Source organism: Streptomyces sp. NPDC008317 (assembly GCF_042955955.1).
GTDB lineage: Bacteria > Actinomycetota > Actinomycetes > Streptomycetales > Streptomycetaceae > Actinacidiphila.
Map to the genome: position 1 here is coordinate 1 of NZ_JBIBFQ010000016.1, position 19,391 is coordinate 19,391.

At 70.6% G+C, this 19,391-nt stretch carries 14 protein-coding genes and 1 pseudogene; 2 read left to right on the forward strand and 13 right to left on the reverse strand.

The genetic code is table 11. The features are described 5' to 3' along the window. Positions 1-507: 507 nt before the first annotated feature. Entirely contained in the window at positions 508-954 is a 447-nt protein-coding gene (locus ACFY9V_RS34600) for a hypothetical protein (protein WP_391164292.1), read from the reverse strand. A 442-nt stretch (positions 955-1,396) separates the two neighbouring features. Between ACFY9V_RS34600 and ACFY9V_RS34605 the strand changes: the two genes are divergently transcribed. Then, positions 1,397-1,618 (forward strand): hypothetical protein, encoded by a 222-nt coding sequence (locus tag ACFY9V_RS34605; RefSeq protein ID WP_391164293.1) that lies wholly within the window; start codon positions 1,397-1,399, stop codon positions 1,616-1,618. Positions 1,619-2,175: 557 nt separating this feature from the next. On the opposite strand, the gene ACFY9V_RS34610 is transcribed toward ACFY9V_RS34605, so the two are convergent. From ACFY9V_RS34610 to ACFY9V_RS34625, 4 genes are all read right to left on the reverse strand, one after another. After that, positions 2,176-2,595 (reverse strand): hypothetical protein, encoded by a 420-nt coding sequence (locus ACFY9V_RS34610; protein ID WP_391118444.1) that lies wholly within the window; start codon positions 2,593-2,595, stop codon positions 2,176-2,178. 1,322 nt (positions 2,596-3,917) lie between these two features. Further along, positions 3,918-4,958: a hypothetical protein gene (locus ACFY9V_RS34615; protein WP_391164294.1), complete on the reverse strand. Its 1,041-nt coding sequence runs from the start codon at positions 4,956-4,958 to the stop codon at positions 3,918-3,920. A gap of 964 nt (positions 4,959-5,922) precedes the next feature. After that, entirely contained in the window at positions 5,923-6,165 is a 243-nt protein-coding gene (locus ACFY9V_RS34620) for a hypothetical protein (RefSeq protein WP_355343450.1), read from the reverse strand. 1,452 nt (positions 6,166-7,617) lie between these two features. Then, positions 7,618-8,199 (reverse strand): dihydrofolate reductase family protein, encoded by a 582-nt coding sequence (locus ACFY9V_RS34625; RefSeq protein WP_391164295.1) that lies wholly within the window; start codon positions 8,197-8,199, stop codon positions 7,618-7,620. Positions 8,200-8,723: 524 nt separating this feature from the next. Between ACFY9V_RS34625 and ACFY9V_RS34630 the strand changes: the two are divergent. Next, positions 8,724-10,086: pseudogene (locus tag ACFY9V_RS34630) on the forward strand (NF041680 family putative transposase); the annotation flags it as partial. Positions 10,087-10,111: 25 nt separating this feature from the next. On the opposite strand, the gene ACFY9V_RS34635 reads toward ACFY9V_RS34630, so the two are convergent. The 8 genes from ACFY9V_RS34635 to ACFY9V_RS34670 form a co-directional block, all read right to left on the reverse strand. Beyond that, complete coding sequence (locus ACFY9V_RS34635; protein ID WP_391164296.1) at positions 10,112-10,645, reverse strand: AAA family ATPase; 534 nt, start codon at positions 10,643-10,645, stop codon at positions 10,112-10,114. A 911-nt stretch (positions 10,646-11,556) separates the two neighbouring features. After that, positions 11,557-11,925 carry a VOC family protein gene (locus ACFY9V_RS34640; protein WP_391051727.1) on the reverse strand — a complete coding sequence of 123 codons (369 nt, stop codon included), beginning with the start codon at positions 11,923-11,925 and terminating at the stop codon, positions 11,557-11,559. Between the two features lie 116 nt (positions 11,926-12,041). Next, positions 12,042-13,214, reverse strand: a complete 1,173-nt coding sequence (gene nagA, locus ACFY9V_RS34645; RefSeq protein ID WP_391164297.1) for an N-acetylglucosamine-6-phosphate deacetylase — start codon at positions 13,212-13,214, stop codon at positions 12,042-12,044. Then, complete coding sequence (locus ACFY9V_RS34650) at positions 13,211-14,680, reverse strand: glycoside hydrolase family 3 N-terminal domain-containing protein (RefSeq protein WP_355343465.1); 1,470 nt, start codon at positions 14,678-14,680, stop codon at positions 13,211-13,213. Before ACFY9V_RS34650 ends, nagA begins: the two co-directional genes overlap by 4 nt. A gap of 65 nt (positions 14,681-14,745) precedes the next feature. Then, entirely contained in the window at positions 14,746-15,588 is an 843-nt protein-coding gene (locus tag ACFY9V_RS34655; protein WP_355343469.1) for a carbohydrate ABC transporter permease, read from the reverse strand. Next, the gene (locus ACFY9V_RS34660; RefSeq protein ID WP_355343472.1) at positions 15,585-16,565 is read right to left on the reverse strand and encodes a sugar ABC transporter permease; all 981 of its coding nucleotides are present in this window, start codon (positions 16,563-16,565) and stop codon (positions 15,585-15,587) included. Before ACFY9V_RS34660 ends, ACFY9V_RS34655 begins: the two co-directional genes overlap by 4 nt. Positions 16,566-16,581: 16 nt before the next feature. Then, on the reverse strand, positions 16,582-17,868 hold the full coding sequence (locus ACFY9V_RS34665; protein ID WP_391051737.1) for an extracellular solute-binding protein: 1,287 nt from the start codon (positions 17,866-17,868) through the stop codon (positions 16,582-16,584). Positions 17,869-17,873: 5 nt separating this feature from the next. Further along, complete coding sequence (locus tag ACFY9V_RS34670) at positions 17,874-19,106, reverse strand: ROK family protein (protein ID WP_391164298.1); 1,233 nt, start codon at positions 19,104-19,106, stop codon at positions 17,874-17,876. Positions 19,107-19,391: the final 285 nt, after the last annotated feature.

Below are 19,391 nucleotides of genomic sequence, written 5' to 3' on the forward strand. Positions count from 1 at the left end.
CATTCGAGGTAGACGGCATGCCAGTTTTAATACCTGAACTCCAAACAGACGAGGTCAGAGCGCCAGGCATGTCGTAACTAGACAGAAGATCGACACCCGCGCAAGCACGTCGAAATCGTGGACGGGGTCGAACACAAGCTCGGTCTGTTCCTCGACAACGCCCGGCGCCGGGCCGACAGGCTTTCGGCGGAACGGCGCGCGGGACTCGACGCGCTCGGGATGCGCTGGTAGAGCCGCGCGGCGAAGAACCGGGCCCGGACTCCCCCGAGAGGTCCGGGCCGGCCCTTGTGCGCGGCCGTAGCTGCCCCGCTGACACGAGGTGGCCACAATCCCCGGCTGCCGGCACCAGAGCGGCACACGGGAGTGTGGCAGGACGGGAAACCCACAGGGCTCCTGGACCGGCAGGTCAAGACGTCTGCCACCTCGCCCAACGCAAAGGGGAGCCCTGTCCGTTGCGGACGCCGAGGCCGTCACCGGATCGGTGGCCATGCTAAAAAGGCTCGGTAACTACGCGTGAAGGGGAACGAGTTGGCTGCCCCAGTAGACGGTGAAGGAGGTTCTGCCCGCCGATCCCAGGAAGGAGACCTGAGGATCCGTCAGCCACACCGTGTCGTACGAGGGATCAACCGGATCCAAGTAGGACTGCTCCTCGTATGTTCTAGTGCCAGCGAAATACAGGCACACTTTCCATTTATATGTGCCGCTGACGAGATAAACGGGACGCGGTGTCTGGCCTCCGATGCTGAAGGTGTTGTCCATGAAGTTTGACCACTCGTACCAGTATGAAGCCAGGGTGATGTTCCTGGTCTGGCACGATTGCGCCGAGGGCGCCGGGTTGACGGCTATGGTCTGCTGCCGCTCAAGCGTGGCCGTGTCATAGGCGGAGGCAGAAGGCGTAACGGCCATGAAGCCGACCAGTGCCATCCCGAGAGCTGCCAGGCTCAACTTCTTCATTTCTCCCCTTTTGGATTGCACGTCGTTTTTTCTCGGACCCGGGATTTGCTTACTGCACCGCGGAGGGCGGATCCACGAGTCTCCTCTCAGTCAACAACTCCGAGTGCGCCCCGCAGCAAAGCGCGCGCCTCGGTGATGCTATGTCCTGCACGCGCTGCTGCTTTGACGATGCGTGGCCGGCTCTTGCCGATGCGTCTCCTGCCGGCCGACCACACTGTGTGAGCAGCCACTTCCGTGACGGCCGGCCGATCTGACGCCAGTCGGAAAGCAGGAGCCAATCGGTCACCCCGTGACAGGGGACTAAATCGCTTCCACAGAAAATGACCAGGCAATCAGCAGCTGAACACCGCTGGCGCACAACCGCTGACGCCATGGCGCCCACTTCCACCGAGGGGCTGTCAGCAGCGCGGGGACGGGCGGCCGAACACGGGCACTTCAGGGGTTGCCGGTCGGCTCCACCGCCGGGGCGCTGACCGAGGAATGCAGGGGCGCGTTCGAGGCGATCGGCCCGTCATGGTGTCCGGCCTGGGCGGTGGCCTGGCAGCGCTGCTACACGCTGTGCCGGGGTGTCATCGAGGCCGGTGCCCCGCTTCCGGGGCCGGGCGAGGCCATGGTGCAGGGCGAAGACCTCGGGGTGTGGGCGCTGGCGCAGCGCCTGGACTGAGAGCAACTGCTGCCCGCGCAGCAGTGGATGCTCGAGCACATGCTCCGCCTCTCCTCCGCCGCGCCGGAGGAACGGCCGCGGGCGCCCCGTACGTAGGCCGGCAAATGGGCGGCGAACATGGCCCGTCCGCCCGGCAGTTGCACACGTGTGAGGGGCGCTTCCGGGTGCCCAGGAAGCACGTCGGAGAAGTCGACGGTGTCGGGCACAGGCTCGGCATGTTCGTGGACAGCGCCCGCTGGCGGGCCGGCAAGCTGAGCGCGGAGCGGCGCGGGCAATTCGACGCGCTAGGGATGCGCTGGTAAACGGCAGCATGAAGGTCCGGAGACGGAAAAGGGCCATGGAAGCCGTGGGCGGGATCTGATACAGGATCGGGCTGTTCGTCGCCAAGCCGCCGGCGGGCCGGCAAGTTCAGTCCCGGACGGCGAGCGGAACCCGATGCACCGGGGTTGCGCGGGTGGAGCCGCGCGGCGAAGGGCCGGGCCCGGACTCATGGAGGAGTCCGGGCCCGGCCCATGATGCTCTGCCCGCCACGATGCGCCTGGGTGGCTGCCGTGAGGTCAGTTGTAGTCCACCCAGCCCGTGGTGTAGAAGGCGGGCGTTTTGATGTATCCGGCGAGCCCGCGGCCGTCGTAGCCGACGAAGGTGAACTCCTCGCACGCGCCGGCGTTGAACCTGATGTTCGCACCGTAAGTCGTCCAGCCCGTGTTGACGTCCTTGAGTTCCACGGCGTTCCCGTCGCGGCCCTCCTCGGCGCCCACGTAGACCGTGTTCGCGGCGGACTGCTCGTTGCAGACCAGGTAATACCGGCCGCCCGCGTTATTGGTGACGTAGAGCGAGAACCAGTCGGTGCTCGCCGGAGGCGGGCCATAGGCCGCGGCGCCGGCGGTCCCGCCGAGGCCGACGGTGGCACCGCCGGCGAGAGCCAGTGCCGCGGCTGCCATGACGATAGCCCGCTTGTTCTTCCCACGTTTCAGCATGGGTTCCTCCCCGTCGTTGATGCCCCGTACCGGGACAGCTGGCTGTCGCCTCCCGCTGGGGCCGGGCGGTGGGGACTTCCGAACTCGAGGCCGCCCCTGTCGGCCTCAGCCCCAAGCTGTTGCCCCGGTCCCCCTTCTGCCTGACACGCTACGATCACGAGTCCTTGGCCCGTCCTAGATTCGTCCTGGTGCCGGGCCGGCCGGGGTTGGTACCGGTCATGAAGCGCTCCGGACACCGTCGGGAGCAGTGCGGAACCCGACGCCCGGCCCCCTCGCCGGCCCCGGGCCGGGCAGGCATCCGCTGCGCTGCTGCCCGCACTGCCATGCCATGGACGCCTGGGAAACACGCTCCGCCGGCGAAGGCCCGAGGAGCGGCCCCCGGCTGCTCACTTGCCGGTCTGCGTGCGGGGTGCCGGCATCCGGGCCGCCCGGCAGTTCCACGCCCGGGACGCCGTCCGGGAAAGCCGACAGGGGCGGCTGCGTCCAGGGCGCGCTGCCATGGCTGCCGACGGCCGAACGGCCCCCGGCAGCCAGCACCGCCCGGAATCCACAACACCGCGATTGCACCGTTCTAAGACTTTTAACACGTTTCTCCGCCGGTGCAGGAGAGTCCGGGGGCAGGCAGGTGAGCAACCGAGACGGCCGAAGAGCGCCCGGGCCCGGCCGCCGGGAGCGGCCCGCTCCCGGCCCGAGCGGCTCCAGCGCGCGGTGACCGCGTTCGCCCGATACCTCGTGCCGGACAAGGGCAGCCGCATGGCCTCCGGCCTGCCGCGCGAACCCCGGAGCCCGCTCTCCTTCCCGTACCGGCCCCACGCCCTCTCCTTCGGGGCGCCCCCCGGCAGCGGCCGGCTCCGGGACGGTCAGGCCCCACAGCCTCCGCGACGGCTCCCCGCCGGAGCCGCCAGGACGGGGCCGCCCTCTGCCCCTCCGAGACGGCCCCGCCCGCCGCCTCCAGGTCCAGCAGCGCGTTGCGCAGCGTCTTGCCGTCCCGTCAGGTGCGGGCGCGCACCAGGAACATGATCCGGGCGGCGGTGGCCGCCTTCAGCGCACCGGCACCCGCAAGCGCGTCCGCCCGGTCCCGCGCCGTCGGCCGCGGTGCAGGCCGACGGCGCCGACGCGGTGGAGACCGGCGGTGTCGGGCATCAGGCGGCCGAGCAGCTGCCGGACGGTCTTCTCGGGCGGTTCGTGCGGGCGTTGTGCGCTCTTGACGTCCGGCAGGAGGCCGGCGTCCAGGAGGCCGGCGGCGTCGGCGGCGGGGTCCTGCCGGCTGTGCGGCCCCCGCTCGTCACCGGCCGGCTGGCAGCTGCCGCCCGGGCGGTGTGCTACTCGTGTGCGAGCGTCATCGTTTCGGGGCCCTTGCCGGCGGTGTCGGCGAAGCGGAAGTGTCCTTCGCTCTGCTGTTCGCCGGCGGCCAGGGCCAGGCAGCGGCCCAGGGCGAGCTGGCCGTAGAAGTCCGGGTGCAGGCTCTCCTGGCGCTCGCCCTGTGCGAGCCCGGTGACCAGGAAGCGGACCCACTCACTGGCGGCGGGGGCGGGCGGTTCGCCCGCGGTCGCCTGGCGGGCCTGGTCGGCACAGACCTCCCTGCCCTGGAAGGCTGCTGACAGGTCGAGGAATTCGGTGTGTCGCGCGGTGGCCACCTGTGCGAGTTCCGCGGTCATCTCGGGCACCAGGGTGTCGTGCGCCCAGTCGAGGTCGGTGTCGGAGAACGGGCAGCCGCCCGTGGTGAAGCGCTTGTAGCCCCTGGCCCGGTACCGGTTCCGGGCGGCGTCGGGCAGCGGGGAGGGGTAGGACTGCAGGACGAGCCGGTAGGAGCCGTCCTGCTGTCCCGCCTGGCGCATCACCGCACGGATGCTGTCCACGGCTCTGCCAGCCTCCTCGCGCATCCGGGCGAAGCGGCCTTCCACCGCCTTCTGCTGGGCGGCGGCGCAGGTGTGGCTGCTGCCCGGCTTCAGGAACTCCTTGGCGCACGCGAGGATGACGTCCGAGAAGCCGATGTCGTTGCCGCCGACGGACAACGCGATCAGCCTCACCCGGTGCCCGGCGGCCACCGCGTGCAACTGGTCCGCCTGCGGCTCCTCGCCCTTGAACCGCTCTCCGCCGTCCGCCTTCGCGTACACGGCCCTGGCCAGGGCGCCGGAGCAGGCGAGGTTGACGCGTTCGGGGGCGCCCTCGGTGAACGGCGCATTGTCGATCTCCGCCGAGTCGGAACGGTTGCAGTGGTCGGCGTAGCTTGCCCCGTACACCAGCGCGGGCAGGTAGGCCCCGTTCCGGTAGGCCCGGTCGTTGCCGTTCCGGCTGCCGGTCACCGCGGTGCTGTTGCCCTGCCAGCGCCCCGCTTCACCCGAGATGAAGCTGTCACCCATCGAGACCACGAGACCCCGGTCCCCGGCACTGTCCCGGCGTACGCCGGTGCGAGGCCGGCCCCGGCCGTCATCGCGCAGACGGCCGCCGCCAGGCCCACCGTTGTGACTGTTCGTGTGCGTCGTGTCATACCCCGACAGGTACGTCCCACCCCGCCCGCCCCGGAGACAACACGCCGCGCCCGTGCGGGCCCGGCAGCCGATAGCCCACACGGGCCGGCTGCTGGAAGCCGAACCCGACGGAACCGATGCCCGTCGACTGCGCCTCAAGGTCCGCCGCGCGGCGGACCGCGGACCCCTGAAGCAGACCTCCCGGAAGCCCCCGGAGGCGATGCGCCGGAGCCGCCGCCCCGCGGCACCCCGCACGCCCGCGCGCGGCCCGCACGTCACCGGCCCGCGCGTCGCCGGGCGGCCCAGGCCCGGAGTGCAGGCGCGGGGGGCAGGCGCCGGGCGATCCGGCGGATCCGCGCCCGCCCGGGCGGGCGGCGGGGGCGGACCTCGGTCACGACGCCGCCCGACAACGCGGCCATCTTCACCCCGCGCTACCGGGACACGACGCCGCCCTGTCCCGGCACACCTCGCACGCCCGGCGCACGGCGACATCCCCTTGCCGGGGCGCCCACGACACCGGGGCAGCCGCATACCGGACACAGCCCGGAGCAGGACAGCAGCCCACCGCGAGCCGCGTACCGGACACGGCCCGAACAAGCAGGGCACGGCAGGCCGTCCGCGCCCGCACCCCCGCGCGTCGGTGACGGCGGCGCGGCAGCAGAAACTCGACAGCGGTCGGCAAGGGCGCGGCGCAGACCGCTGGGGTCGCGGCCCATCAGGCCGACCGCACGGGTGACCGGCCTGCCGCCTCCGGGCGGCCAGAGCGACCACGCGCAGCACGAGGCAGACCCCGCACCCCGCATCACACCAGCCTGCCCCGCCCCCGGGAACACAGGGGGCGGGGCAGGCACGACAGTCAGGAAGAGACGGGGTGGCCTCCGTCGCCCTCGATGACGGTGCGTCCCGCTTCCCCCGCACCGGGCTCTTCAACGATGGTCACGTCCACCGCGCCGTCACCGGTCGTGTCGAACTGGTAGAGGTCGGGCTTGCCGTCACCGGTGGTGTCGGTCATCCATACGTCGGGTTTTCCGTCACCGTTGGTGTCGACGCTGAGGAGGAGGTGGTCTTCGGCGGGTGTTCCAGTCGTCTCATCGGCCATAGCGGCCGGATGCCCCCGCGCCTGACCCCCAAACCGCTGGCGAACCCCCGGGAAACCACGGGGAAGGACGCGCTGCAGGACTCCGTCCCCCTGCACGGCGGCGGCGTCAACCCGGTGGACGGCAAGATCCGTTCCGGCACCATCGAAACGGTCTACCCACCACGCTGCCCCCCGCGCCCCGCGGGGAAATCGCCAGCGCGGCCGACGCCACCGCGCAGGACGTCCACACCCTCAGGACCCGCGACGAGGCCCTGGGGGTGGTCCGACACCTGCACCTACACCCGGCCCTGGCACCCAAGCCCGCCGGCCAACAACCCGCGCACAGCCGCAGACGATCCGCCAGCAAAGGGCACCCGCCCCGTACTGCGGAACCCGACAAGGAACGCACAACGGCCACACAGCGGACAGTGGCCGGGCGCGCATACCAGCCCCGGCCCACCAGTTCGGGCTGTCGGGCCTGGAGGCGCCGTCGTTCCTGCCGGAGGGCCACGCGGGCACCGGACAGCACCGCCGCCTTGCCCCCGAGTCGTTCGACGGACAGCGCACCGTGCACACCCAGTTCGGCACGCAACGCATCCCGGAGCAGATACACCGCACCGGACGAGGACCCCGCGAACCACCGCTTCGCCCGAACAAGCCGCGCGTCCGCACGGCAGACAGGCCCTCCTCCCGAGGGAATCAGCCGCAGGCGCCGGTCGAGGTGACAGCTGGCACCCACGCACCGGCAGACCTCATTGCCTATCTCAAAAGCCGCTGCGCCGAGGACCATCCGGGCCCGGATGTACCGGTCGTAACACACCTGCCGCGCGGCGCGGTGGCGTCCGCGACCACGGACTCCTCACCCCTGACGGCAAACACCACGTCCCTGCCCGCAGCGCGACACGCCCGGACAGCCGCACTGAGCCCGGCATAAAGTTCTCGGTTGCTCTGAACGGCCTGGCCCTCCCGGTCCAGCAGCCGCCCGAGCGCCGCGAGCCGACCCCCATCCGCCGTGCCCGTTAAGCAAGCGCTGCCCCGCCCACAGCCCCGCCAACCCCGGCAACCGCCACAAAAAAACGGCGCCCAGCCCAATCCCCACACCATCCCCCCAGCGCAACGACCGCACGCTACCGCCAACCAGTAAGGCCTCCAGTCCCCACCACCCCGGCCCGAGCTCGGGCCCGGGAAGCCCAAATCCGGCGCCCGGGAAGCCCAGCTCCGCGCCCGGCCAGACGAGCCTGTGCCTGGAGGCGCCGAGCGGGCCGGGCCAGGCTGGTAGCCCCCGCTGTCCTGTGACACCGAAGCTTGGGCGCGTGCCAACACAGTCGGACCGGGAGTCGTTCGCGTCAGCGGGGTTCGAACCGCCGCAGGTCAACTCCCGGCATTGGGGACCGCATTGTGTCTGGCCACGAGGGGGGCGCCCTGTGTGTGTTCGATCGCGGTGGACTTCTTCGCGGAGTCCGGTTAGGTCGGTCAGCGGCGCACCTGATAGCGCAGGTGAAGGACGCGGTTGCCCTGGATTACCACGTCAGGGTCTTCCAACAGGTGCTGCGCGGGGGCCGAACCGAAGTAGCGCTTGCCGGAGCCGAACACGACGGGTACGACGTCCATGCGGACCTCGTCGACCAGGCCGGCGGCGAGCACCTGGCCACCGACGTCGCCGGCGGCGACCTCGACCAGGCGGTCACCCGCGAGCTCCTGTGCCTTGGCCACGGCTGCCTCGACGCCGCCGACGAAGTGGAAGGGCGCCTCGGGGTCCCAGCCCTCGGGCATCGGCCGGTGGGTCACGACGACCACGTGGTCGATCCCGCTCGGCGGCTTCCCGTCCCAGCCGTCCGTCAGGTCGAAGACGTGGCGGCCGACGACGGTGACTCCGATCTGGTCCCAGTACGGCCGGATGTAGTCGTAGGACGCCTGCGACACCGTCAGCACGCCGCTCTCGTCCAGCGGGACGTCACCGCTGGACAGCCAGTCGAACAGCGGTCCGGGCTGGTCTTTGTCGTCGGCTACGAAGCCGTCCACTGACACCGAGCTGTACATGACCACCTTGCCCACGGGGCTCTCCTCTGCTGTTGGGGTGCCCCAAAATTAGCGTGTCGTGAACTGTCGCTTCCGGGCTCGCCGTGGCTTGATCCCGGTCAATCCACAGCCAGGAAACCCGACCTGCGGCGGCCCGCACTCGCCGTACGCTTGTTGTTCAACCTTCGCGTGGCTCTCGGCGGGGATGGCAGGGGGTCGCACACGAGGCGTCGAATCGGGGTGCGCTAGCTCCGTGGGCAGTTGCATACTCACCGCATGGCCTCGTCCTCCGGTCGGTTCCGAGATCCGCGCAGCACCAAGTACGACTTCCTTAGCTCGATCATGGTGCGATGCCCTGGCTGCGCGAAAGCCGCCCTTGTCATTCCAGCGGCCGACAGCTCTGGCTGCGGAGGTCGGACCCTGTTCAGGCCGAGGCGTCTGGTCTGCCGTAGCTGCGGCTTGTCACGGCTGTGGAGCGGCCGTGCTGTCGCCCTCTCCCGGGGCACCGCCGCGCCAGCGACGGATCCATACTTCGGCGCGCCGTTATGGCTCCAAATACCGACGGGCCGGTGCGGTCGCTGATCGATCTCGCCCTGGCGCCGGAGCATCGCCGGGGTCACGCTTCCCTCTACGCCGGACTGAACCGCGGCGGGCTCGATGTCGCCCGGCTGCGGGCTCTGGCCGGGGTGCCGTTGCCGCGAGCGACCGGCGGGCGGCTGGTCCTGGCCGTCGACGTTTGACCGTGGCTGCGGCCGGACGCCGGCACCGTGCCGGACCGCTCGTTCCGCCACACCTACGGCCGCGGCGGCGCGAAGCATCAGATGATGCCCGGTTGGCCGTACTCGGTCATCGTCGCGCTGGAGACCGGCCGCACCTCCTGGTCCGCCCTCCTGGACGCGGTCCGTCCCACCCCCCGGCGTCGACCTTGCCGCCACTACCGCCGCCCAGGTCCGTGAGGTCATCGAGCGCCTCATCGCCGCAGGTCAGTGGGGTGAAGGGGATACGGACATCCTGATCGTTCCGGACGTCGGCTAGACGCGCCGCGTATCGCCTACCTGCTGTCCGGCCTGCCGGTCGAGATCCTGGGCCGACCCCGTTCGGACCGGGTGATGCGTCGGCCGGCACCCTCGTGGGAGGAGTTCCACCGGGCACACCCGAAGGGCGACCGGCTGCCCAAGCACGGCGGGGAGTTCATCTTCGGCGACCCCGCCACCTGGGGCCAGAAATAGGCCGTCACCGACACCCAGCTCCACGGCACGGCAGCCGCCCAGGCGTGGGACCGGCTGCACCCCAGGCTGACCCAGTGGGCCGCACGGCTCGACCACAACGGACCACTGCCGATCATCGAGGGCACCGTCATCCGCCTGACGGTCGAGCAGTTGCCGTCCGGCGGGGTGAACAAGCCGGTCTGGCTGTGGTGGTCACGCACCGGCGCCACCGCGGGCGACGTCGACCGCTACTGGCAGGCGTTCCTCCGCAGATTCGACGTCGAGCACCCCTTCCGCGTGCTCAAGCAGACCCTCGGCTGGATCTGGCCCCGACTGCGCGACTCGGCCGCCGCCGACCGCTGGACCTGGCTGATCATCGCCGCCCACACCCAACTCCGCCTCGCCCGACCGCTCGCCACCGACCTGCGCAGGCCGTGGGAGAAGCCAGCACCACCGCACAGGCTCGCCCCGGCCCGCGTCCAGGCGAGGGTTCCAAAACCTCCGCACGAGAACCGGCTCGCCGGCCAGCGCACCGAAACCCGTCAGCCCCGGCTCCGGACGGCCGCCCGGCCCGAAAAACCGCCGGCCCTCGCCGCGCCACGACGTGGGACGAGTCCTCACCGGCAGCGAGGCATACCAACGACCGGCCCACCACAAGGTCGGCACCAAACCCCGGCGAACTGGTAAAAATAACAAGGTAAGAGCCTGTTGCTGAGCCGGTCATGACATAGCGCGGTGCGTCAGCCTTCGGTGGCCTCGGTTGACATCCCGCCGGAGCGATCAAGATGGTGAAGGAGCAGGGCGAGTGACTGCTGCGGGTCCTGTCCGGCGGTGTCGATGACGAGGTGTTCCCGGTTCCACGGCTCGTAGTCGCGGTTGAGGACCTGCTGCCAGTCGGGCAGGGGCAGGTCGGGGATGTCGATCGATCGTGTGGTCACGCGCTCGCGGTGCTCGGCAGGGTCCGAGCAGATGACTTCCACTTCGACGACGGGGACGGCCGCCCGGGTCCCCGCGCTCTGCCAGCTGTCGCGGGTGACCGCCATGGGGTTCACGGATTCCGCGATCACGGTCAGTCCTTGCCGGAGATGTTCCTCGGCCAGGGCGTATCCGATGACGTAGCCGGCCGGTCCGACGGGGTGCTGTGCCAGGCCCGAGCGGACGATGGCCTGTTCGATGGTGTCGATACGCAGGTGGACCGCGCCGATGCGCGCCGCAGCCAGCCGGGCCAGGGTGGTCTTGCCGGTGCCGGGGAGTCCGCCGATCACAATGAGCATGCCCCCATCCTGCCGGAGCCGGAAAGCCACGAAGCAGGCGGTGCCCTGGGAGCGCTGGTGCCGGACCGGGACGCTGGCCCGACCCGTCGCGGCCGAGCCTCTCCTCCTCACGGGCGACCTGCCGGGCAACGAACGCCACGGTCGGCGTACGGGGAGACGGCGGCAGGGACCAGGCCCCGGAGCCCGGCCCCTGACACTCGGCGAGATCCGGGCGGGTGTAGCGCTGCCGCGCCCACCGGGGAAACGGGGCCCTGTTACGTGGGCCGGACCGTGTGTACGCCCCCGGCCACCCGGGCTGCACTTACCGTTGTTGCCCAGGCCCTCCCGGACCCAGATGTCGTGGACGCTGAAGGCATAGCTGAAGGACTTGTCCAGGGTGTGGCCGGCCCCCACGACGTACACCCACTCATCCCGGGTCCCACCGTCGGCATACGTGGCGCGGAACTGCACGCAGGCCCCCTTGCCCTCGCCCTCGGCGTCCGCGACGGTGACGCCGATCTGGACCCTGCCGCTGCCCCGGGAAGCGTCCCTCCCCGTGCGTGGAGGCCCCCGCGATGTCCCCGGCCGTGCCGGTGCTGCCCCAACTCCCGCAGCCCGCGGCGGAAGCGCTCTGTGCGGGACCCACGATGAACGCCCCGCACACCGGAGCGAGCGTGCCGATCGCCGCCGACGCGGCCTCGTACATTCAGTGCTGTCATGCCCCTTTTCTCCATCAGGAGAATGCTGTCCCTGGACGGTGCCGCAGGGCGGACCGCACCGCCCGGCTTTCTGACTCACTCACCGGCCGCCCCACCCCCTGACCCGCACAGATACCGCCCCGCATCACGAAGCCACGGGACGCCGCACAGAGCACCAGCCACCGCGAATCAAATACGACAACCACCACCTCAAGGACACACCCCACAGCGGCCTCAGCACGCCGGGACCGGCTGGGTGAGATTCACCGGATTACCGTCAGGATCCAAGATGTGGGCCACACGTTGTCCCCACGGCATGTCGGTGGGGCCGCCGCGGACCGAGCCGCCCAGCGCCTCCACCCGCCCGAGCGTCTCATCGACGTCGGCGACACCGATGCTGAGCAGGATCCGCGGCGCCGCAGGCGTACCCGGGTCCGCCTTGGCCACCAGCCCGAGGTCGGTGTCGCCAATGCGCAAGCCGAGGTAGAAGGCCGGGCCTTCCGCCGGCTCCCGGAAGATCTCCTCAGCGCCGAACAACTGCGTATAGAAGCCGAGCAGAACGTCCTGGTTCGCGGTCACGATCACGGGCTGGATGGTGGACATGGCACTCCTGTCGAGAACGGTCGTGTCGCTGGGTAGACCGTTCGACGACGGCGAACTCATCGGACCCAGCACGCGGGCACCCGGACCGGCACCGGGCGCCCGCCCACCGGACTCCCCTACCGGCCCGCGCCGCCGCCGGGCAGGACCGGGCGGCCCCCCAGCCAGACACGGGACGGGGACAGGGACGCGTCCAGCTCGACCAAGTCCGCCCGCAGGCCCGGGCGCAGGGCACCGCGGTCGGACAGGCCCAGCAGCCGGGCCGGGGTGGTGGACGACATGCGGACCGCGTCCGCGAGCGGCAGACCCACCGTAGTGACCGAGCGGCAGAACGCGCGGGACACGAAGAGCGTCGAACCCGCGAGAGTGTCCGTGCCGCACAGCCGGGCCGCGCCTCCCGACACCGTCACCTCACGGTCCGCGAAACGGTACGTCCCGTCGCCCATGCCCGCCGCCGGCATCGCGTCGCTGACCAGGAGCAGGCGGTCGGCGCCTGCCGTGCGGTGGGCCAGGCGCACCGTGTCGTCGGCCAGGTGGTGGCCGTCGACGATCAGCTCGCAGGACAGCCGGGGGTCCAGGAGCGCCGCCGCGACGGGGCCCGGTTCCCGGTGGTCCAGCGGGGGCATCGCGTTGAACAGGTGGGTCACCGAGCGGGCGCCCGCACCGGCCGCCCGCGCGAAGACCGCCGCGGACGCTTCGGTGTGGCCGAGGCTGATCACGAGACGATCGGCGTACTCCCTGATCAGCTCCAGCGCACCGGGCAGTTCCGGAGCCACCGTCATCGACACCGCATGGCCCCCGGCCGCGGTCAGCAGCCGCTCGACCACCGCACGGTCCGGCGCCCGCAGCGCGTCCGGGCTCTGCGCGCCGCGGCGGCCCGGCGACAGGAACGGCCCCTCGAAATGGATGCCCACCACGTTGGGCGCGGATCCGTCGTCGATGACCGAGGCGACCGCGCGCGCCGCCGCCTCCATCGCGGGCAGGGCGAGGCTGGCCACCGACGCGAGCATCGACGTGGTGCCGCGGGCGAGGTGCCCGGCCGCGGCGATCCGCACGTCGTCGGCGTTGCCGGTGTAGACCGAACGGCCCGCCCCGCCGTGACAGTGCGGATCGACGAACCCCGGCACGACCAGCCGCCCCCGCAGATCCACCACCGGCTCCGGCACCGGGGGCGGACCGCCCTCGCCCATGGCATGGATCAGACCGTCGCGGACCAGCAGCCACCCCGGTGTCACACCGCCGTCAACCCGCACGAAGCGCCCGCCGGTCAGCACCTGCCCGCCGCCGGTCACCCGGCCGCCAGCAGCACGTCCACCGCAGCCCGCGCACACACCCCGGAGGCGCCGAACGTCCGCACCCAGCCGCGGAATCCGCCGAAGTCGTCGCCCGGCACGCCCATGTCGACCACGACGCACTCCGGCCACCGGGCCAGGACCTCGTCCAGGACCGGCCGCTGCCAGGGGAAGCGGTGCGGGCTGCGGACCAGCAGCACGACGTCGGCGTCCGGCCCGAACTCGTCCAGGTACAGGCCGATCTCGGCCCTGATCACTCCCTCCGCGTTGTACGTGTCACCGGCCACCGCCACCGACTCCACCTCAAGACCCGCCGCCCGCAACGGCTCCGCGATCCCCCACGACGCACCGCCCTGAGCGGGCGAATGCGTCGGGTCCAGCCGGACCACCATCACCTTCCGGCCGCGCAGCACCGGGTCGCCGTGGACCTCGACCACCTCGCGCGCCAGCCGCGCGCCCACCGCGTCGTCGTGCACGGCGCCGGTCGCCCTGGGGCGCGTGCCGAGCTTGGCGATACGGGCGTTGGCCTCGCGCAGCCGCTCCTCCGGGAGCCTGCCGTCCTCGACCGCCGCGACCAGGGCCGCGGCTGCCGCGTCCACGTCGTCGCCGAACGCCCACGCGCCCAGGCACAGCGCGTCCGCGCCCGCCGCGATCGCCCGGACCGACGCCTCCGGCAGCCCCGCCACATCGCTGATGCCGCGCATCTCCAGCGCGTCGGTGATCACGACCCCGTCGTACCCGAGCTCACCGCGCAGCAGACCCGTCAGAACCGCCGGGCTGATCGTGGCGGGCACCGTGTCGAGCTGCGTCAGCAGCACGTGGGAGACCATGATGCTGTCGACGCCCGCCGCGATCGCCGCTCGGAACGGGTCCAGATAGTGGTCGACCAGCTCCTGGCGGGAGAGGTCGACGGTGGGCGTGCCCAGGTGGGCGTCGGTGGAGCTCAGCCCGTGGCCGGGGAAGTGCTTGGCGCACGCGCTCACCCCCGCCGCCTGGAGACCCTCCACCCACGCGGCGGCGTGCCGGGCCACCAGAGTCCGGTCCGCGCCGAAACAGCGGATGCCGTTCGGGCTCAGGGGATTGACCGCCGTGTCGACGGCGGGCGCCAGGTCCCAGTCGATGCCGGCCGCCACCAGCGACAGCCCGATCTGGTACGCCGCCTCACGCGTCGACTCCGGATCGTCCAGCCGCCCCAGCGCGTGATTGCCGGGCACCGACGTACCCCCGTACGACTCCAGCCGGTTGACGTCACCGCCCTCCTCGTCGACGGACAGCAGCACATGCTCACGCAGGCCGTGCAGGTCGGACGTCAACTGCCGGATCTGCTCGGCGGAGGCGATGTCCTTGCCGAACAGGACGAAGCCGCCGAGTCCCTCCTCGACACGGGCGCGGGCCCACCGGGGCACGGTCTTGCGCCCCAGCGCGGGGAACAGCACGCCATGGGCAAGGCGTGACAGCTCGGTCATGGAATCCTCACTCCTTTGATCGGTAAGCCCTACAGCGAAAGCCGGTCCGGTACGCGGCACGCGGGTCATCCCTTGACCGCGCCGCTGGTCATCCCGCCGACAAGACGGCGCTGCACCAGCAGGAAGAAGACCAGGACCGGCAGCGAGAAAATGGTGGAGGCGGCGATCATCGCGCCGTAATCGACGCTCTCCGACGTCTTGAACGACACCAGCCACACCGGGAGCGTGTAATTGCCCTGCGATTTCATGATCACGTAGGCGAACAGATAGTCGTCCCACGCGTTGACGAACGCGAAGATGGAAGTGGCGACGATGCCCGGCATCAGCAGCGGCAGCAGCACCCGTACGTACATCTGGAACCGGCCGCACCCGTCGACCAGCGCCGCCTCCTCCAGTTCCACCGGGACCCCGTCCACGAAGCCGCGCAGCGTCCAGATCGTGAACGGCAGCACGAACGTCATGTACGTCAGCACCAGGCCGGGTACGTAATCCAGCGCGTTGATCGAGCGCAGCATCAGATACACCGGGATGACCATGGCCGCCGCCGGAATCATCTGCACCAGAACGAGGATCGCCAGCAGCACCTTCCGCCCCGCGAACCGGAAACGGGCGATGGCGATCGCCGCGAACAGCGCGATGACCAGCGACAGCACCACCGACGACAGGGTCACCGTCAGCGAATTGCGCACGAACACCCAGAAGTGCGGTTTGGCCAGGGCGCGTTGGAAGTTGCCCAGGCTGATCGGCCAGGGAATGAACTGCGGCACCGCGCTGAGGATCTTCCCGCGCGGCTTCAGCGCGGTGGCCACCATCCAGTAGACGGGGAAGAGCATCACCGCGGAGATCACCACGGCGATCGTGTTGTTGACGCTGCGGCGGCGCCGCGCGGGGGTCATGCGCATACTCATGCCGTCTCTCCCTGGTCGTCTCCCTGCTTCGCCGTCCTGCGGACGTAGGCGACGGAGAACACGGCGAGGATCAGTACGGTCACCACCGCGATCGTCGCGCCGCTGCCGTAGTCGTTGCGGCTGAAGGCGGTGATGTACGCGTACACCCCGAGCGTCGTGGTCTGCCCGTCGGGCCCGCCCTGCGTCAGCACCCAGATCGGGGTGAACGAATTCACCGACCAGATGACCTCCAGCAGGGTCAGGATCGCCAGCACCGGCCGCAGCACCGGAATCGTGATGTGCCGGAATGTCTGTAGCGTCCCCGCACCGTCCAGGCGCGCCGCCTCGTACAGCGACTCGGATATCTGGCCGCGCGCCGCGAAGAGCGTCAGCGCGACGAACGGCAGGCCCTTCCAGACCGTGAGCAGGATGACGAGCCCGAGCGCCTGGTGGGGGTGGGAGAACCAGTCGTACGCGGTGAGGTCTCCGAAGACCCGCACCTTGGTGAGCAGCCAGTTAGCGACCCCGTACTGCGGCTGGTACATCCACTGCCACACCAGCGTCGCCGCGACCATCGGCATCGCCCACACCAGGACCAGCGACACGGTCGTGACCACGCGGGCCCACGCCGAGACGCCGGTCAGCAGATGCGCGATCAGGAATCCGAGCACCATCAGCAGTGCCACGCACACCACGGTGAAGACCACCGTGCGCAGCAGGACCGAGCGGAAGTCCGCGTCAGAGAACAGGTGGGTGAAATTGTCGACGCCCACGAAATCGGCGTGCCCGGTGAACAGCGACCGGGGGCCGAAATCCTGCGTGGACAGCACCAGCAGGCGGAGCAGGGGATACCCCTGGATCAACAGCAGCGCGACAGCCGCGGGGGCGATCATCGCCCACGGCAGCAGACGCCGCCGGGCGGCGCCGCCCCGGGCCTGTGGCCGGGGGCGGACACCGGTCGGAGCGCGCCGGGCGCTCCGCTTTTCGGTCATTGCCATCGGGTTCCCCGAGGTCCTAGTGGAGCGAGTTGAATGCGTCGGTGGCGTGCTTGTCGTAGTCGGCGGACGCCTTGGCGATATCGGCGCCGCCCGCGATCTTCGAGAAGAACTGCTCGTTGTACCGCTCGGTCTCCAGCGTCGCCTCGCCCGGACTGCCCGGCAGCGGCTGGCTGATCTCCGCCGCCTTCGACGCGACGGTCAACTGCTCGGGAACACCGGTCGGGGTGAAGTCCGGCGAGATCGGCAGCAGATTGAGGGTGAGCGCCATCTTCTGCTGGAACTGCTTGCCGGTGATGATCCGCAGCCAGTCCTGCGCGGCCTTCTTGTCGGGGCTGTTGGCCGCGATGCCGATGGTCGAGCCGGACACGATCACCGGCATGGTCTTGTCCGCGGTGTAGCCCGGCATCGCGAAGAAGCCGATGTCGTCCTTGAGCGCGGGGTTCTTCTCCAGGACCGCCGCGGGCTCCCACGCCTTGACGTAGACCATCGCGGCCTTGCCGTCGGCGAAGAGCTGGTCCTGGTCGGGGCTGTCGGTGTTGACGCCGACCGAGGACTTGGTGGAGCAGGTGTTCTGGAAGGTGCGCCACGCGGCGAGGCCCGCCTGGTTGGCCGGTGAGGACATCTCGGCCTTCCAGGTGCCGTCCTTCTGCGTGGCGATGGTGCCGCCCTTGCCGAACAGGAACGGCATGCCGTTGAACCAGTACTGGCCGGGCAGGTAGAAGCCGGAGAAATTCGCCGTCTTCTTGTTGGCCGCCGCCAGCTTCCCGCAGTTCTCCTGGAGCTCGGCGACCGTCGTGGGCGGCTGCTGGATGCCCGCGTCGGCGAAGAGCTTCTTGTTGTACATGACGACCTTCGTGCCGCCGTAGAGCGGTGTGGCGTAGAGCTTGCCGTCGTACTGGGACGGGCCGGACAGCCCCGCCAGCCACTTTGCCGAGTTCTCGAAGCCGGCCTTCTCGGCGGTGAGGTCGGCGAGGCCGCCGGAGTACGTCTGAAGCGGGGTCTGCGTATTGCCCATCTCCACGATGTCCGGCGGATTCCCGCTGGCCAGCGCCGTGGTGATCTTCGTGGCGATGCCGTCCCACTGCTGGATCTGGACGTCGACCTTCATGTCGGGGTGCTGCTTGGCGAACGCGGCGTTGACGTCCTTGATGAGCGCGTTGTCACCGGGGCCGCCGGTCATCATCCAGACCGTCAGCTTGCCGTCGGAAGCGGCGTCCGCGCCGCCGCTGCCGCCACAGGCCGTCAGCGCGAGCGCCATGACCGGGACCGACGTGACCGCGTACCGCCACCGTGCACGGTTCATCCTTCTCACCTTTCTGCTGCTGGGGTGGGCTGGTCGCCCTGCGTGGTGCTGGTTGTGGGGCACGCGCCGAGCCGTTCGAGCACCAGGTGCCGGTCGACGTCGATGCCCGCGATGTGCTCGGCGCTGATGCCGAGCGACGTGTAGTGCCGGTCGAGGGAGGACGCCATGGCGCCGAGGAGCCCCGCGGAGTCGCCTAGGTCGGAGTGCCTGACCGCGCTGCGCACCCCGACGGTCTCCGCGACCTGGTCGCTGATGGCCGTGAGCGCGTCGGCGCCGAACGACTCGGAGAATCCGCCGGTCAGCACCACGGTCTTCGGCTCGTAGGCGAGCGCGACGATCGACACGAGGTGGGCGAGCGAGGCGTGCACCTCGGCGAGGAGATCGGCGTACGTCACCGGGTCGGCGAACAGTTCCTGGGCGCCGCGGACCTGTACGCCGCGGGTGGCGGCGTACGCGACCAGGTCCGCGCCGGACAGCAGATCGCGCAGCCGCTCGGCGCGGCCGGGCAGCGGGAGCCGTCCGAACTCGCCCAGCAGCCCCTGCTCGCCGAGCAGGACGCGCCCGTCGATCGAGACCGCGGAGCCGAGGCCGGTGCCCATCGCCAGCAGGACCGCGGTCTCCCGGTCGGGGAGCGATCCGTACTGGAGCTCACCGAGCATGGCGACGTTGGAGTCGTTACCGACAGTAAGCGGAACTCCGACGAAGTCGGAGACCGCGTCGATGAAAGCGGTGCCCTTGATCTGGCCGAGATTGTGCGACGCGAGGACGGTCGTGCCGTCGCCGCTGACCACACCGGGCAGGCCGATCGTGACCGCCCGCAAAGGCGCGTCCTCCCGGTACCGGGCGACCAGGCCGGTGACCCGGTCGGCCACCCACCGGGCCAGCTCCTCGTCGGTCGCGCCGCGCGGAGTCGCGTCCCGGCTCCTGATCACCGCGCGGCCCAGCGCGTCGGCGACCACGACCCGGCAGTTGGTGCCGCCGAGGTCGATTCCGCAGACCAGAGCCGAGTCGGCGTTGAAACCGACCGCGGTGGACTGTCTGCCGGGGCCTTCGCGCACCAGTCTTTCGCCCTCGTGGACGAGCCGGTCCTCCATCAGGTCGTCGACGATCCGGAACACGGTCGCCCGGCTCAGGCCGGTGGTCGCGATCAACTGCTGACGGTCCATCTGGGCACCCGAGAGCAGCGCCGCCAGGACCGCGCTGCGGTTGGACGCTCGGGGTAGCGAGGTAGTTGCCACAATTCCTCTCAGGCTGAGATTAATTCGATGCGCTTACTGTAGCGACCAATCGGCGAACAGATCCAGACATGCGGATCACATTCCGGTAAAGCACGAGTGGTCACGGATGGTGACGGCTCCGAGATGCGGCGGAGCCGCCGGTGCCGCGGAGGCGTGCGGGGTGTGTGATGGGCCCGGGGCCGGGGCGCGCCGCTGTGCGGGGGGAGTCCGCGGCCGGGCGGGAGCGGGTCGGGGGGCGCGGGGCGTCTGACGCGTGGAGCCAACGCGGGCCTGGCGCACCGCAGT